Genomic DNA, 15,472 nt, shown 5'->3' with positions numbered 1-15,472 from the left:
CGGGGCACGCCGTACCGCGACGGGGTGCGGACCGCCCCGTACCGTACGACGCGCAAGGGGCCGTCCACCGTCGACAGCGACGGTGAACGGCCCCTCGGCCGGTGCCTTGCGGCTCTGTCTCGCGGCCGTGTCTTCCGGCCGTGTCGTTCCCAGCGCTCGTCGTCCGTACGGCGCTACTTGACGGCTCCCGCCATCACGCCCTGCACGAACTGCCGCTGGAACGCGAAGAACACCACCAGCGGGATCAGCATCGAGACGAACGCGCCCGGCGCGAGCACGTCGATGTTGTTCCCGAGCTGCCGCAACTGCTGTTGCAGCGCCACCGTGATCGGCGGGTGGTCGGAGTCCGCGAAGATCAGCGCGACCAGCATGTCGTTCCAGACCCAGAGGAACTGGAAGATGCCGAGCGAGGCGATCGCGGGTCCGCCCAGCGGCATCACCACCCGGACGAAGAGCCGGATCTCGCCCGCCCCGTCCAGCCGCGCCGCCTCCAGCAGCTCCCTCGGGATCTCCGCGAAGAAGTTGCGGAGCAGGAAGACCGCGAAGGGCAGCCCGAAGGCGACATGGAAGAGGACCACACCGAGGGTGGTCTCGAAGATGCCGATGATGCCGAAGAGCTTGGCGACCGGCGCGAGCGCCACCTGTACCGGGACCACCAGCAGCCCCACGACCACCAGGAACCACCAGTCGCGGCCGGGGAACTCCATCCAGGCGAAGGCGTATCCGGCGAGCGAGCCGATCACCACGAGCAGCACCGTCGAGGAGACGGTGATGACCAGGGTGGAGAGGAGCGAGTTGGTGATGACGTCGTTCTGGAGCAGCTTCTCGTAGTTGCCGAAGGTGAGCTGCGCGGGCGCGGTGAAGACCTTCCACCAGCCGGTCGTGCTGATGTCCGACGCGTCCCGCAGCGAGGAGAAGAAGAGGCCGATCGTCGGCATCAGCCAGAAGAGACCGACCAGCACCAGGAAGACCTGGACCGCCGTACCGCCGAGGCGGGCGCGGATCCGGGCGCCGAGGGAGGGCCGGGGCTCCGCCGCCGTCCGTACCCCACCGTCACCGGAGGCCGGTCCGGGGACCGGTCCTGGGGCCGCGTCCGAGGCCGTTGTCGTGGTCATCGCCGCGTCTCCCTTCGCATGCGCCGTACGTTGACGAGCATCACCGGGATCACCAGCAGGAGCAGCAGGACGGCGATGGCGCTGCCGGCCCCCAGGTCCGCGTCGGTGCCGAACGAGGTGCGGTAGAGCTGGAGGGCCAGCACATTCGCGTCGGCCTCGTTGGAGCCCATGGGGATGATCATGACAAGGTCGAAGATTTTCAGGACGTTGATCATCAGGGTCACCATGACCACGGCGAGGACCGGGGCCAGCAGCGGCACGGTGATCCGGCGGAAGACCTGCCACTCGCCGGCGCCGTCCACCCGGGCGGCCTCCAGGAGCTCCCGGGGGACGCTCGCCAGACCCGCCGCGATCAGCACCATGGCGAACCCGGCCCACATCCAGAGATAGCTGCCGATGATCGCGGGGGTGACGAGGGCGGGGCCGAGCCAGTTCACCCCGTTGTAGGGCTCCCTGAAGTTGTCGGCGGGCAGCCGGAGCTGGGCCCCGTCGGCCGCCGCGGGGAGGGTGAAGGTGCCGTCGGCGCCGGTGGTCGTGGTGGCCACGACCTTGCCGTCCTTGACCGCCTCGACGGTGAGGCCCTTGAGGGCCAGCTCCTTCGGGTCGATGACGTTCGGCTTGCCGCCGCCGCCCGGGGTGAAGTCCAGCCACGCCGTGCCGGTGACCTTGCCGTCACCGGAGGAGCCGGAGGCCGTGGCCTGGGCGTGCCGGGCGTGCTGGGCGTCCGAGGGCATCTTCGCGGGCGCGACACCGACCAGCGGAAGCAGCACCTCCGTACCGGCGGAGACCGGCTCCTTGGTGACGAACGAGCCGCCGCCGCCCGCCTTCAGCGGATGGACCGGGAGCGGATGCGCGTTGGGGTAGCCGGTCGACGGGCTGAACGTGTCATGGACGCCGACCACCACCGCGTTGGCGACACCGCGGGCCGGCTCCTGCTCGTACACCAGCCGGAAGATGATGCCCGCCGCGAGCATCGAGATCGCCATCGGCATGAAGACGATCAGCTTGAACGCCGTGCCCCACCGCACCCGTTCGGTGAGGACGGCGAAGATCAGGCCCAGCGCGGTGGCGACGGTCGGGGCGACCACCACCCAGATCGCGTTGTTCTTGACCGCCGTGAGCGTCGAGGGGTCGGTGAAGAGCGACACATAGTTGTCGAATCCGGCGAAGTTCGCACCGGACTTGTCGAAGAAGGACCGGTAGATCGAGAAACAGATCGGGTACACCACGAGCGCGCCCAGCAGCACCAGCGCCGGCAGCAGGAACCCCGCCGCCAGGAGCTTGCTCGTACCGGTGACACTGCGCGGCCCGCCGCGCCGGCCCGGACGGACGGAGTCCGCCGGACCGGCCTGGGGGACGGGGGGCGGCGTGGCGCCGTCCCCCGTGGTCGTCGTCGTCATCGTGTCAGCTCTTGTACGCCTTGGCCGCGGCGTCTTCCAGCGCCTTCTGCGTGCCGGCCACGTCCTTCGGGTTCTTCAGGAAGTCCTGAAGGGCCTTCCACTCGCCCTTGCCGGGCGTCCCGCCGAACGACTGGAGCATCTGGTCCGACATGTCGAAACGGAAGTTGTCGCCGGCGTCGATCAGCGCCTTGGCGATGTCCCGCTGGACGTCGTTCGGGTACGCCGCCAGGTCCAGGGACTTGTTCGGCGAGATGAAGCCGCCCGACTCGGCCGCGATCTTCGCGGCGTCCGCGGAGGCCAGGAAGGTCAGCAGCGCCTGGGCGCCCTTGGTGTCCTTCAGCGCCACGGCCGCGTCGCCGCCGGTCACCACCGGCGAGTCGGCGCCGACGGCCGGGAACGGGAAGACCTTCGCGTCCGTACCGATCTTCGCCTTCGTATCCGCGATGTTGACGCCGACGAAGTCCCCTTCGAAGACCATCGCGCTCTTGGGCTGGTCGCCGCCGGTGAACGTCTGCGTCACCGAGGTGGGGAACTCCGTCTGGAGCGCGCCCTGCGTGCCGCCCGCGATCAGGCTGGGCTTGCCGAAGAGCTCACCGAGGGTGGTGAGCGCGTCCTTCACGGACGGGTCGGTCCACTTGATCTCGCGGTTGGTGAGCTGGTCGTACTTCTCCGGGCCCGCCTGCGAGAGATAGATGTTCTCGAACCAGTCGGTGAGCGTCCAGCCGTCCGCGCCGCCGATCGAGACGGGCGCGACACCGGAGGCCGAGATGGTCTCGGCGGTGGTGAGGAAGTCCTTCCACGTCTTCGGGACCGAGGCGCCCGCGTTGTCGAACGCGGCGGTGTTGTACCAGACCAGCGACTTGTTGGCGGCCTTGAAGTACACGCCGTACTGCGTGCCGTCCACCGCGCCGAGCTCCTGCCACCCCTTGCCGTAGTTCTTGGCGAGCTGGGCCTTGGCCTCGGCGCCGGCCGGCTTCGCCCACTTCCGCTTCACGGCCTCGTCGATGGCGCCGACCTGCGGGAGCATCGCCACATCCGGCGGGGAGCCGCCCGCGATCTTCGTCCCGAGGAAGTTGACGATCGGGTCCTGCGCCGGTACGTACGTGACCTTCGCGCCGGTCCGCTTCTCGAACTCCTTGAGGACCTTGGTGAAGTTGGCCTGTTCCGAACCGGACCAGACGGCGGAGACCTGGACCGTCTCGCCGTCCAGCTTGGGGAGTTCGACCGTGACGGCGGCCGGCTTGCCCGAGCTGTCGCCGGAACTCTTCTCGTCACCGGAGCCGCCGCAGCCGCTCAGGGTCAGCGCGCCGACCACGGCGAGGGCGACGGCGCCCCCGCGGGTCCCGAGCACCGTCCTGGAGGCGCCGGTGCCCCTGCCGTCTCTGCCGCCAAGAGCCCCAGGTGCCCTGAGAGTTGTGCGCATCACTGCCCCGTTTCTGTCCCTCTGCGTCGCATCCGCACGTGGATCTACGCGCGTGCGGGACCGGCATCGCGGCATGACGTAGCGGCGCTGCTCTCGTCCCGTGTGCCCCTAGTCCTACGCCGGGTGACCGGGGGCCGCAATACCGGGCCGGGTGGGAACGAGCCGATCGTGATGGGCTCGTGACGTGGTCCCGGAGCCGGCCGGAGAGGAAAAAGGATGGTCTGATGATCTTGTGTGGATATCCCCGCGGCGCGTGGGCGGATACCTCTGCGACTCAGGTGTGCGCGGGGGTCAGTGGGGCGAGCGGTACGGCGTCCACGGAGCGCGCGGCCCGCTCCAGCGCGCTCGCCAGAAGGGCCAGATCCGTCGGTCCGTTGCCCAGCTCACGGACCGGGCGGCGGGCGGGCGGGTCGCCCATCCGCTCCCACTCGACCACGGTGACCGTGGGCCGCAGCGTCCCCGTGCGCGGGATACGGCCGGTGACCCGGCCGCCCTGGAACGGGGTGACCCGCCCGTCGGGATGGCCGAGTCTGCCCCGGCCCGGCGACGGGTCGTCGGGGGCGGGGGCGGCCGGCGGCGCGTCCAGGACGACGCGCAGCCGCGCCCCCTGGGCGAGTTCGGTGTCGACGGTGGCCTCCGGGCAGGCGGAGGCGGCCACCAGATGGACGCCGAGCCGCTCGCCCTCCCGGGCCACGGCCTCCAGGGCGCGCACCACGGAGCCGGCCGACGGACGCCCCGGACTGCCCAGCGAGGGGGCCACCAGGGCGTCGTACCCGTCGACCAGCACGACGAGACGGGGGAGGGGGCCGCCGGACCCGGCGGCGCCGGGAGAGCCGTGGGCCGACTGGGACCCATGGGATCCCTGGGCCGACTGGGAGCCGTGAGGTCCCTGGGATCCATGGGCTGACTGGGAGTCACGGGGACCATGGGACCCATGAGGCGACGAGGACCCGTGGGGTCCGTGGGATGACGAGGATCCGTGGGGGCCGTGGGTCCCGTGGGGCTCGCGTGACTCCCGGGGCCTGTGGAGTTCCCGTACGCCGCTGTGCCACTCCGCGAAGTCCAGCCGCCCCAGCACCTCGGCCCGGCGCTTCAGCTCGCCGCCCAGCGCCTGCGCGAACTGCCGCATCCGCACCGGGTCCGACGCCACCAGATGCTCCGTCACATGCGGCAGCTCCGTACAGACCGAGAGCCCCTCACCGGGCGCGCCCCCGGCGCCGTCCACCAGCAGCAGCCCCAACTGGTCGGGGCGGGCCGCGGCGCCGAGCGAGGCGGCGATGGAGCGCAGCAGCTCGGTACGGCCGCTGCCCGGCGGGCCCTCGATCAGCAGATGCGGGCCCTCCTCCGTGAGGTCGACGCCGACCGGGCCGTGCGGTCCGGCGCCCAGCACCACCGTGCACCCCTTCGTCCGGTCGGCGGCCGACGCCCACCGGGCCATCAGGGAGGCCGGGGTGGCGCGCGCGAGCCCCAGCTCGTCCAGGAGCCGCGCCGAGCGCGGCAGCGCGGCCACCGGCCTGGCCCGGCCGCTCCCGGCGGCGCGCAGCGGCGCCAGCGCCCGCCCGAACCGCTCGGCCCAGGCCGCCGACACCGCGTCCACCACGGCGAGCGTGCCATGCCCCGCGGGCTGTCCCACGGCGGTACGGAGCAGCCGCAGCCCGGTGGCCACATCGCCGCTGAGCAGGGCGACCGCCCCGCAGTCACGGAACGGCGGGGAGGCGGCGCACGCCGCCTCGTACACCGCCGTGACCGGCGAGTGCGGAGCGGCGGACTCCGTCTCGGCGAGGCAGAGCAGATGGATCCCGGCGGCGGCGCCCCCGCCCGCGAGCCGCGCCGTCGTCTCGCGCAGCGCGGCGGAGCCGGGGTCGCCGTCCACGACCACCAGCGTGTACGGGCCGTCGTGGCGGGCCGCCGCCTCCGTGACCGTCCACGGGTCGGCCGAGGCCCAGGCCGTACCCAGCACGCCTTCGTCGAGCCGCCGGGTCAGCTCCTCCGTCCGCGCGGCGGCCTGCTCCCGGTCGTACGCGAGAAGCAGCCGGCACTCCTGGCCATGGCCCGGCCGGACATGCGGCAGCCAGCCCAGCCACCCCCAGTCGCGGGTGCGCTCCGGCAGGCTCCGCGCCCGGTCCGCGCTGATCAGCACGATCTCCAGCTCGGCCGGCGCGTGCAGGGCGGCGAGCTGCGCCACCGCCCAGCGGGCCGCCCCGAGCAGCCGCTCGCGCGGGCCCGCGAGACCCAGCGAACCGGCCTCGCGGAGCCCGACCGTCACCGGGACGAGCGGCAGCCGGGTGCCGTCGGCGGAGGGCCGGTCGGCGGTGCCGAGCCGGACCGCCAGCGCCTCGGGGTGGCGCCCGCCGCGCTCCCAGAGCCGGGGCCCTGGACCGAGCGCGGTCAGCAGCACCGTGGCCGGATCGGGCCAGGTCTCCGGGGTGGGGCCGCGCCCGGTGGCGCCGGGACCCGCGGGGCCCGGCACGCCCCCGGCCCGCTCCTCGCCCCGGCCGCCCGCGAGCCGCCGCGCCCAGGCCCCTATCCGCCCGCTCCGGCGCGCGCCCAGGTCGGGCGCCTCCGTCCCCCGCGTGGGGGTCTCCTGACGGCGCGAGCCCGGGGTCCTGCTGTGCGCGCGGGGCTCCTCGTACGCCGCCGGGTCCGTGCCCTGCCCGGCCGCCTGGGCCCGGCTGTGCGCGCTGTCGTGGATCGCGTACGGCGACTCGGGGGCGCCCTGCGCGGGACCGGCGTGGGCGGGACCGGGCCGTGCGGGACCGGGCTGTGCGCCGTCCCGCGGTACGAGCGGGGAGCGCCCGCCGTGGTGGGTGTCGGCGGTACGGGGGTCCGGGCCGGTGCCGGGGGAGCCGGCGCCGAGCGGGCCCGTGGCGCGGATGCCGGTGGCGTGGGTGGCCGTCTGGGGGTCGCCGGCGCGCGGGGCGGGGACGCGCGGGGCGCCCGGGGGGTTGCCGAACTGGGAGCCGCCGTACTCGGGGCGCGAGCCGCTCTGGCCGTCGTACGCCGACTCGTACTCCGCGTCGTACCGCCCCCGCTCGTACCGCCGCCCGGGGATCCGGGGCGGCGTGCCGGGCGCGGCGCCCGGCCCGGCACCGGCCGGGGGTCTGCCGGGGTCGTACGTCCCGGCCGTACGGGAGCCCGCGTGGCGGCCCGCGCCGCCGGGGGCGGGGTCCTCCGTACCGTACGGGAGCCCTCCCGGCGCGGAGCCCTGCGTTCCGCCGCCCGGCAGCGGCTCGCCCACGCCTGCCGGGGCCCCACCGGGCCCCAAGTCCCCCGCACCCCCGGAACCGGAGCCGCCCGTACCGGAGCCGCCCGTACCGGAACCGTTCGCACCGGAACCGCTCGCACCGGAGCCGCCCGTACGGGATCCGTCCGTACCCCCCGCGCCCACGGAGCGGCCCGGACCGTCGCGCCCCTCCGCCCTGTCCGCCCTGTCCGCGCCCTCCGGGCCTGCCGGGCCTGCCGCGCCCTCCGCCGTCCCCGGCCGGGTGAGCCGCAGATGGCCCTCGCCGTCCGACGCCGTCGCCAGCGCCGCGGGGCGGGCCCCGCCCGTCAGCCGCAGCGCCGACTCGCCGATCCTGAGCAGCGCGCCCGGGGCGAGCCGGACCGGCGCGCCGCCGACCGGGGCGCCCTCCAGCGTCGTCCCGTTCGTGGAGCGCAGGTCGGCGACGGTCACCCCGCCGTCCTCCGCGACCGTCACCGCGCAGTGCAGCCGCGACACGTCCGGGTCGTCCAGCGGCACCTCGGCCTCGGCGGAGCGGCCGATCCGGATCTGGCCGCCGTGCAGCAGATGGACCCCGCCCGCGTCCGGGCCCGCGACCACATGGAGCTGGGCGGGCGCGTCCTCGGTCGGGACGTCCGCCTCGTTGGGCACCTGGAGCGAGAGGACCGCGCCGTCGATCAGCGGTGGCTCGCCCAGCGTGCGGCGCTGGAGGTCGAGCCGCTCGCGCCCCGCGTACAGCAGCACGGTGGCGGGCGCCTCGCTCCCCGCGACGGCCGTGGCGATCCCCGCGGCGACGGCGGCCAGCGCCGTACCCGCCGGGGCCGTGACGAGTACGTCACAGGAGCGCCCGGCGGCATGTCCGCCACGCGGCGCGAGGACGGTCAGCCGGATCTGCATCGCCGTCAGCGGTCCCTTCTGCGCGGAGTGCCCGGCAGAGGCAGCGGGGGAAGCCCGGTGATCTCCCCCCACCACCACGCACGGACGCGTCGTCCGGTACAGGTCGGCACGGGGTGGTGTGATTCCCCCACTCACTCCACAGTCACGTGCTTGAGGGCATCTTCGCACCCGCCACTGACAACACGCCCGGGTACCGGCAACAAGTGATCTTGAATAGTCGGCTGTTGGCGTAAAAGTGCCTGCTTGGCCCCTTCTTCACGGCGCCTTGAGATCGGGTGTGATGTCCTCGACGACGCCCTGTGGCAACCGGCCGTACGGCGCCCGCGTCTTTCCTTCGGACTGCGGCACAGGTGTCCGGACTACAGTGGACCGGGCGCCCGGTCCGCCGGGCATGATGATCACGACCAGCGAGACGACCACGATCAGCAGGGAGTGCGTGACGTGCGGCCCGTAGGCAGCAAATACCTGCTCGATGAGCCGATCGGACGCGGCGCCACGGGCACCGTCTGGCGAGCCCGGCAACGCGAGACCGCGGGGGCCGAGGCGGCCGTCGCCGGCCAGCCCGGCGAGACCGTCGCGATCAAGGTCCTCAAGGAGGAGCTGGCGAACGACGCGGACGTGGTGATGCGCTTCCTGCGCGAGCGCTCCGTCCTCCTCCGGCTGACCCACCCGAACATCGTGCGCACCCGCGACCTGGTGGTCGAGGGCGATCTTCTCGCGCTCGTCATGGACCTGATCGACGGGCCCGACCTCCACCGCCATCTCCGCGAGAACGGCCCGTTCACCCCGGTCGGCGCCGCGCTGCTGACCGCGCAGATCGCCGACGCGCTCGCCGCCAGCCACGCCGACGGGGTCGTCCACCGCGACCTCAAGCCCGCCAACGTCCTGCTCAGGAACGACCGCGGCGCCCTGCACCCGATGCTCACCGACTTCGGCATCGCGCGCCTCGCCGACTCCCCGGGGCTGACCCGCGCCCACGAGTTCGTCGGCACCCCCGCCTATGTCGCGCCCGAGTCCGCCGAGGGCCGCCCGCAGACCTCCGCCGTGGACATCTACGGCGCCGGCATCCTCCTGTACGAGCTGGTCACCGGGGAGCCCCCGTTCGCCGGCGCGACCGCCCTCGAAGTGCTCCACCGCCACCTCAGCGAGGAGCCCCGCCGCCCCTCCACCCTGCCCGAGCCGCTCTGGACGGTCATCGAGCGCTGCCTGCGCAAGAACCCGGACCAGCGGCCCAGCGCCCGTAACCTCGCCCGCGCCCTCCGCACCGTGGCCGACGGGGTCGGCGCGCACGCCACGCCCGCCCAGGCCGACGCCGCGCTCGGGGTCGCCGCCCTCCTCGCCCCCGACCCGGCGCCCGCGCCGGTCCCGGGCCAGGCGGGCGGGGACGCGGAGCCGACGCAGGTGCTGCCCTCCAACGCCGCCTCGTACGACCCGGCCGCCGCCACCAGCGTGCTGCCGACCTCCGGCGCCCCGGGCGGCTTCGACCCGAACGCGGCCACCAGCCTCCTGCCCGGCACCGGCCAGGGCGGCCCCGGCGGGCGCGGCCCCGGCGCCGCCGACCCGACCGCGATGATGCCCCCCGTACCGCAGGAGCCGGACGGCCCGCACCCCTGGCAGGGCCAGCTCCAGGCCGCGCGCGACCGCAACGAGCAGACCCAGGTCCAGTACCTCGACCCCAGCGAGGACCCGCTCCGCCGCCGCCCACAGCGCCGCCCGGCCCCGCAGCAGCAGCCCCCGCAGCCGCAGCGCCGCCAGCAGTACGCACCGCCCCCGCCCCAGCAGCAGTACGCGCCGTCCCAGCAGCCCCAGTACCAGCAGCAGCCCCAGCGGCAGCAGTACGCCCCGCCCCAGCAGCCGCCGCCCGCGCAGCCCGCGCCCCGCCCGCAGCGCGAGCCACGGCCGCCCCGTGAGCCCCGCCCGCCCCGCCCGCGCAGCGCCAACCCCATGCGCATCCCCGGCCTCGGCTGCCTCAAGGGCTGCCTCTTCATGGTCGTCCTGCTGGTCATCGCGGGATGGCTGGTCTGGGAGCTGACCCCGCTCCAGAGCTGGATCGCCGAGGGCAAGAGCTACTGGCAGGCGATCGGCGACGGGATCTCCAAGGTCACCGGCTGGTTCGACCAGTTCACCACCGGCTAGCGGGCGGGGAGATTTCCCCGCAGACCACCCGCTATCCGTCGCTCCCGGGGGAGTTGACGGCCGACCCGGCCACGGAACGCCCCGACTTCCGCGTACGTTGAGGGGCGACGCGGGACGCCGCGGGACGCGGGACGACGTGGAATGACGCCGGCCGTTGAGGGAGCTGAGGGAGCAGTCTTGGCACGGAATATCGGCAGCCGGTACACCGCCCATCAGATCCTGGGGCGGGGCAGCGCCGGCACGGTGTGGCTCGGCGAGGGGCCCGACGGGCCGGTCGCCATCAAGCTGCTGCGCGAGGACCTCGCCTCCGACCAGGAGCTGGTCGGCCGCTTCGTCCAGGAGCGCACCGCGCTGCTCGGGCTCGACCACCCGCGCGTGGTCGGCGTCCACGACCTGGTCGTGGACGGCAACGACCTCGCGCTCGTGATGGATCTGATCCGCGGCACCGATCTCCGCACCCGCCTCGACCGGGAGCGCAGGCTCGCCCCCGAGGCGGCCGTCGCGATCGTCGCGGATGTCGCCGACGGCCTCGCCGCAGCGCACGCCGCCGGGCTCGTCCACCGCGACGTCAAGCCGGAGAACATCCTGCTCGACATGGAGGGCCCGCTCGGCCCGGGCGGCGCGCACCCCGCGCTCCTCACCGACTTCGGCGTCGCCAAGCTGATCGACACCCCCCGGCGCACCAAGGCCAGCAAGATCATCGGGACGCCCGACTATCTGGCCCCCGAGATCGTCGAGGGGCTGCCGCCCCGCGCCGCCGTCGACATCTACGCCCTGGCGACGGTCCTGTACGAGCTGCTTGCCGGGTTCACCCCGTTCGGCGGCGGCCACCCCGGCGCCGTGCTCCGCCGCCATGTCACCGAGACGGTCGTCCCGCTGCCCGGCATCCCCGAGGAGCTGTGGCAGCTCCTGGTCCAGTGCCTGGCCAAGGCCCCCGCGTCCCGGCTGCGCGCCTCGGAGCTGGCCGCCCGCCTCCGCGAGCAGCTCCCCCTCCTGGCGGGCATCCCGCCGCTGGACGTGGACGAGCCGGACGCGGAGCCCACCGAGCAGCCGTACGAGGACCAGGGCACCCCGGAGGAGCCGCGCCGCAGGGGCGCCGTCCCGCTGGTCCAGGGCGCGGCGCCGGACTCCAACCGCGACACCCATACGTCCATGCGCGTCCCGGGCCCGGACGAACTGGCGGGCGGCGCCCGGGGCACGGCCCGCGCCCCCCGCTCCCCGGGCCAGCGCCGCCCCGGCAGCGCCCGCCACAAGGCCGGCGCGGTCCGCAAGCGCCGGATCACCCTGGGCGTGGCGGCACTGCTGCTGGTCGCCGTGGCGGGCGTGGGCGGCTGGCTCGCCACCACGGGCGACACCCCCGACCCGGCCCCCAGAGACTCCTCGGGCACCTCGGCGCCCGGCCCCTGACGGAGTTGGTCCTTCTTCGGGCCCCATGAGCCCGACCAGGCCCCGCTCGCCCCTACGACGGTGGCTTCCAGCGCCCGGAGGCGAACCGAGCCTCAAAAAAATCCGCGTTAGGGTGGGTGCGTGGCAGTCGTCGATGTATCCGAAGAGCTGAAGTCCCTCTCCTCGACCATGGGGTCGATCGAGGCCGTCCTTGACCTCGACAGGCTCAGGGCCGACATCGCCGTGCTTGAGGAGCAGGCCGCTGCCCCGTCCCTCTGGGACGATCCCGAGGCGGCGCAGAAGATCACCAGCAAGTTGTCGCACCTCCAGGCCGAGGTCCGCAAGACGGAGGCGTTGCGCGGGCGTATCGACGACCTGGAGGTGATGTTCGAGCTGGCCGAGTCCGAGGACGACGCGGATGCGCGCGCCGAGGCCGAGACGGAGCTGGAGGCGGTGCGCAAGGCGCTGGACGAGATGGAGGTCCGTACGCTCCTGTCCGGCGAGTACGACGAGCGCGAGGCGCTGGTCAACATCCGGGCCGAGGCGGGCGGCGTGGACGCCGCGGACTTCGCGGAGCAGCTCCAGCGCATGTATCTGCGGTGGGCCGAGCGGCACGGCTACGGCACGGAGGTCTACGAGACCTCGTACGCGGAGGAGGCCGGCATCAAGTCGACCACCTTCGTCGTGAAGGCGCCGTACGCCTACGGCACGCTCTCGGTCGAGCAGGGCACGCACCGGCTGGTGCGGATCTCCCCGTTCGACAACCAGGGCCGCCGGCAGACCTCCTTCGCGGGCGTCGAGGTGCTTCCCGTGGTGGAGTCGAGCGACCATGTGGAGATCGACGAGACCGAGCTGCGCGTGGACGTGTACCGCGCCTCGGGCCCGGGCGGACAGGGCGTCAACACCACGGACTCCGCGGTCCGCATCACGCACATCCCGACCGGCATCGTCGTGTCCTGCCAGAACGAGCGTTCGCAGATCCAGAACAAGGCGAGCGCGATGAACGTCCTTCAGGCGAAGCTGCTGGAGCGGCGCCGCCAGGAGGAGCAGGCGAAGATGGACGCGCTGAAGGGCGACGGCGGCAACTCCTGGGGCAACCAGATGCGTTCGTACGTCCTGCACCCGTACCAGATGGTCAAGGACCTGCGGACGGAGTTCGAGGTCGGCAATCCGCAGAGCGTGCTCGACGGTGAGATCGACGGCTTCCTGGAGGCCGGAATTCGCTGGCGCAAGCAGCAGGAGAAGTAATTTCGCGCTTTGTCGACAAGGCAAGCAAGGGGAACTGTCGCCTCCACGGCGGCAGTTCCCTTTTACGTCACAGTTGCATCCCCGCACGCCGGACAACTGCCTTGATAACGGGCATCGCTCGCGCAACGTCCTTGACGCTCATATGAAAAACGGGAACTCTGGCGCGTGGCATGCGTATTTAAGGGCCGCGTGAGGCCGGGGGCGGCGAGCACGGACCCCCAGCGCCCGCGGCCCCGGCGCTGCACCGATGACGAATGAGCTACTGGGGGTAGCAATCAGATGACGAAGAAGACGCGGATCCGCGTGGCGCGTGTCGCGGCCGGCGCGGTCGTCGCCGCCGGCGCCTCGCTGACCATCGCGGGCGTCGCTCAGGCCACCGATATCACGGTGAACACAGGCATCGTCGATGTCGGCCTTGGCATCAACGACGAGTCGGACGGTGGCACCACCGACGGCGGTACGACCGACGGCGGCGGTGACCCGGGCGGCGTCGACGGCGGCGGCACCTCGGACGGCGGGACCACCGACGGTGGCACCTCGGACGGTGGCACGACCGACGGTGGTACGGCGGACGGCGGGACCACCGATGGTGGGACCACGGACGGCGGCACGACCGACGGCGGGACCACCGACGGCGGCACCACCGACGGTGGCACCACGGACGGCGGGACCACCGACGGTGGCACGACGGACGGCGGCACCACGGACGGCGGCACGACCGACGGCGGCACCACCGACGGTGGCACGACGGACGGCGGGACCACCGGCGGTGGCGGCACCGACGGCGGGACCTCCACGGCCGGCCAGTCCACCGGCGGCTCCACCGGCTCCACCGCGACCGGCGGTTCCTCCGGCGGTTCGACCGCCACCGGCGGCTCGACCACCGGCGGCAACGGCGGCGCCGGCACCTGCACCGTCGACCTCGACGGTGCCGCGTGCGACGACGCCATCGACACCAACAACGCCGGCTCCAGGCCGGTCCAGCAGGGTCAGGCCAAGGAGGAGCTGGCGGAGACCGGCGCCGCCCAGACCTCGTTCCTGCTGATCGGCGCCGCCACCATGATCGCCGGTGGCATCGGCTTCCGGATGCTGCCCCGCCTGGTCGGCGGCGGCCGCGCGGCCGTCTGATCAGGGCCGTCCGATCAAGGACTGACTGATCACCGTACGGGCACGGTGTGACCGTACGAGCACATGAGGAAGGGCCCGGGGCTTGCCTGCCCCGGGCCCTTCGTCCACGTACCTTCGTGCCCTCGTACGGTCCAGCCGATGTCGCACGTGTCGCACCTGTCGCACGCGTCGCACGCGTCGCCGGTACAGCCTGACGCGCCCCTGTGCTCGACGTCACGCGATACGCAGGGCATCCCGCATCGCGTCACGCGCCGCACCCGTATCCGCCCGGCCACGCACCGTCATCACGCGGGCTGGTGCACCGCGACGAACGCCACCGCCGCCAGCAGCAGCACCACCAGCGTCAGCAGCGCCACGGGGCTCAGCGCCCCCAGAGGGCCCTGCTGCTCCAGGCGCTCCCGGTGGGCCCGGCAGACCTTGCAGCGGCCCTCGGTGACCGGCCCCGCGCAGTTGGCGCACACCAATCGGTCGTAGGTCATGCGCACTCCTCCTCACCGCGCGGCAGAGCCGACGAAATCGCTGTCTCTCCGCTCAACGCTCGGGGGAACACCACCGTTCCCCCACACCCCCACTGTGCCAGTTCCGGGCCCGTTCGGCGCGGTCGGACGCATTCCGGCCGGGCCGCTTCCGGTCGCGGTGGCACCGTATCCGTGCCAAACCGCCCAAGCCGGTCCCCTCGACTTCGGAGCCGGACTGCGCGCGCCGACCCGGTTCGCGTAGTGTCTCGCTCACCTACTCCCGGCCGACCGTGGTGCACCCGTGATCCGATTCGACAACGTCACCAAGACCTATCCGAAGCAGAACCGCCCCGCCCTGCGCGATGTCTCGCTCGAAATCGAGAAGGGCGAGTTCGTCTTCCTCGTCGGCTCGTCCGGTTCCGGAAAGTCGACCTTCCTCCGTCTGCTCCTGCGCGAGGAGCGCACCAGCCATGGCGTGGTGCATGTCCTCGGCAAGGACCTGGCCCGCCTCTCCAACTGGAAGGTCCCGCAGATGCGCCGACAACTCGGCACCGTCTTCCAGGACTTCCGGCTGCTGCCGAACAAGACCGTCGCCCAGAACGTGGCGTTCGCGCAGGAAGTCATCGGCAAGCCGCGCGGCGAGACCCGCAAGGCGGTCCCCCAGGTCCTCGACCTCGTCGGTCTGGGCGGCAAGGAGGAGCGCATGCCGGGCGAGCTCTCCGGCGGTGAGCAGCAGCGGGTGGCGATCGCGCGCGCCTTCGTCAACCGCCCCATGCTGCTGATCGCGGACGAGCCCACCGGCAACCTCGACCCGCAGACCTCCGTCGGCATCATGAAGCTGCTGGACCGCATCAACCGCACCGGTACGACGGTCGTCATGGCGACCCACGACCAGAACATCGTCGACCAGATGCGCAAGCGCGTGATCGAGCTGGAGAAGGGCCGTCTCGTACGTGACCAGGCCCGCGGTGTCTACGGCTACCAGCACTGATACGGCCGGCAGCACTGATACGGCCGCCGGCACCGACCATGGCGGGACCACCGGTCGTCCCGCCGCCGGT

General features: G+C 73.2%; 10 protein-coding genes. 5 read left to right on the top strand and 5 right to left on the bottom strand.

What is annotated here, in order from left to right; translation table 11 throughout:
* Window positions 1-173: 173 nt before the first annotated feature.
* The 4 genes from AB0O07_RS23270 to AB0O07_RS23255 all read right to left on the bottom strand — a co-directional run bounded on the left by AB0O07_RS23270 (window position 174) and on the right by AB0O07_RS23255 (window position 8,055).
* The gene (locus AB0O07_RS23270) at window positions 174-1,115 is read right to left on the bottom strand and encodes a carbohydrate ABC transporter permease (RefSeq protein ID WP_365636188.1); all 942 of its coding nucleotides are present in this window, start codon (window positions 1,113-1,115) and stop codon (window positions 174-176) included.
* On the bottom strand, window positions 1,112-2,515 hold the full coding sequence (locus AB0O07_RS23265) for a sugar ABC transporter permease (protein ID WP_365636186.1): 1,404 nt from the start codon (window positions 2,513-2,515) through the stop codon (window positions 1,112-1,114). The genes AB0O07_RS23270 and AB0O07_RS23265 overlap by 4 nt, the downstream gene beginning before the upstream one ends.
* 4 nt (window positions 2,516-2,519) lie before the next feature.
* Window positions 2,520-3,866 carry an ABC transporter substrate-binding protein gene (locus AB0O07_RS23260; RefSeq protein WP_365636184.1) on the bottom strand — a complete coding sequence of 449 codons (1,347 nt, stop codon included), beginning with the start codon at window positions 3,864-3,866 and terminating at the stop codon, window positions 2,520-2,522.
* A 346-nt stretch (window positions 3,867-4,212) separates the two neighbouring features.
* Window positions 4,213-8,055, bottom strand: coding sequence for an FHA domain-containing protein (locus AB0O07_RS23255; RefSeq protein WP_365636182.1), 3,843 nt, complete (start codon window positions 8,053-8,055; stop codon window positions 4,213-4,215).
* Window positions 8,056-8,496: 441 nt separating this feature from the next.
* Here AB0O07_RS23255 and AB0O07_RS23250 point away from each other — a divergent pair, with 441 nt between their 5' ends.
* From AB0O07_RS23250 to AB0O07_RS23235, 4 genes are all read left to right on the top strand, one after another.
* Entirely contained in the window at window positions 8,497-10,191 is a 1,695-nt protein-coding gene (locus tag AB0O07_RS23250; protein WP_365636180.1) for a serine/threonine-protein kinase, read from the top strand.
* 177 nt (window positions 10,192-10,368) lie between these two features.
* Window positions 10,369-11,598 (top strand): serine/threonine-protein kinase, encoded by a 1,230-nt coding sequence (locus tag AB0O07_RS23245; protein ID WP_365636178.1) that lies wholly within the window; start codon window positions 10,369-10,371, stop codon window positions 11,596-11,598.
* Window positions 11,599-11,718: 120 nt separating this feature from the next.
* On the top strand, window positions 11,719-12,825 hold the full coding sequence (prfB, locus tag AB0O07_RS23240) for a peptide chain release factor 2 (RefSeq protein WP_365636176.1): 1,107 nt from the start codon (window positions 11,719-11,721) through the stop codon (window positions 12,823-12,825).
* 279 nt (window positions 12,826-13,104) lie between these two features.
* A complete protein-coding gene (locus AB0O07_RS23235) occupies window positions 13,105-13,953 on the top strand; it encodes an LPXTG cell wall anchor domain-containing protein (RefSeq protein ID WP_365636174.1) in 849 nt (282 codons plus the stop codon).
* 284 nt (window positions 13,954-14,237) lie between these two features.
* Here the strand turns inward: AB0O07_RS23235 and AB0O07_RS23230 are convergent, their stop codons facing one another.
* Complete coding sequence (locus AB0O07_RS23230; RefSeq protein ID WP_365636172.1) at window positions 14,238-14,432, bottom strand: hypothetical protein; 195 nt, start codon at window positions 14,430-14,432, stop codon at window positions 14,238-14,240.
* A gap of 280 nt (window positions 14,433-14,712) precedes the next feature.
* Here AB0O07_RS23230 and ftsE point away from each other — a divergent pair, with 280 nt between their 5' ends.
* Window positions 14,713-15,402, top strand: coding sequence for a cell division ATP-binding protein FtsE (ftsE, locus tag AB0O07_RS23225; RefSeq protein WP_365636170.1), 690 nt, complete (start codon window positions 14,713-14,715; stop codon window positions 15,400-15,402).
* The last annotated feature ends 70 nt before the right edge of the window (window positions 15,403-15,472 follow it).

It is taken from the genome of Streptomyces sp. NPDC093085 (assembly GCF_040683935.1).
In the GTDB taxonomy this organism is placed as follows: Bacteria; Actinomycetota; Actinomycetes; order Streptomycetales; family Streptomycetaceae; genus Streptomyces.
The sequence above is the reverse complement of the archived record's forward strand: the minus strand, read 5'-3'. Positions and strand labels throughout refer to the sequence as shown.

Bases quoted from the DNA above. Each gene is read 5' to 3' on its own strand.
- AB0O07_RS23230 (WP_365636172.1), bottom strand. From the start codon at position 14,432: ATGACCTACGACCGATTGGTGTGCGCCAACTGCGCGGGGCCGGTCACC.
- AB0O07_RS23270 (WP_365636188.1), bottom strand. From the start codon at position 1,115: ATGACCACGACAACGGCCTCGGACGCGGCCCCAGGACCGGTCCCCGGA.
- AB0O07_RS23235 (WP_365636174.1), top strand. From the start codon at position 13,105: ATGACGAAGAAGACGCGGATCCGCGTGGCGCGTGTCGCGGCCGGCGCG.
- AB0O07_RS23255 (WP_365636182.1), bottom strand. From the start codon at position 8,055: ATGCAGATCCGGCTGACCGTCCTCGCGCCGCGTGGCGGACATGCCGCC.
- AB0O07_RS23265 (WP_365636186.1), bottom strand. From the start codon at position 2,515: ATGACGACGACGACCACGGGGGACGGCGCCACGCCGCCCCCCGTCCCC.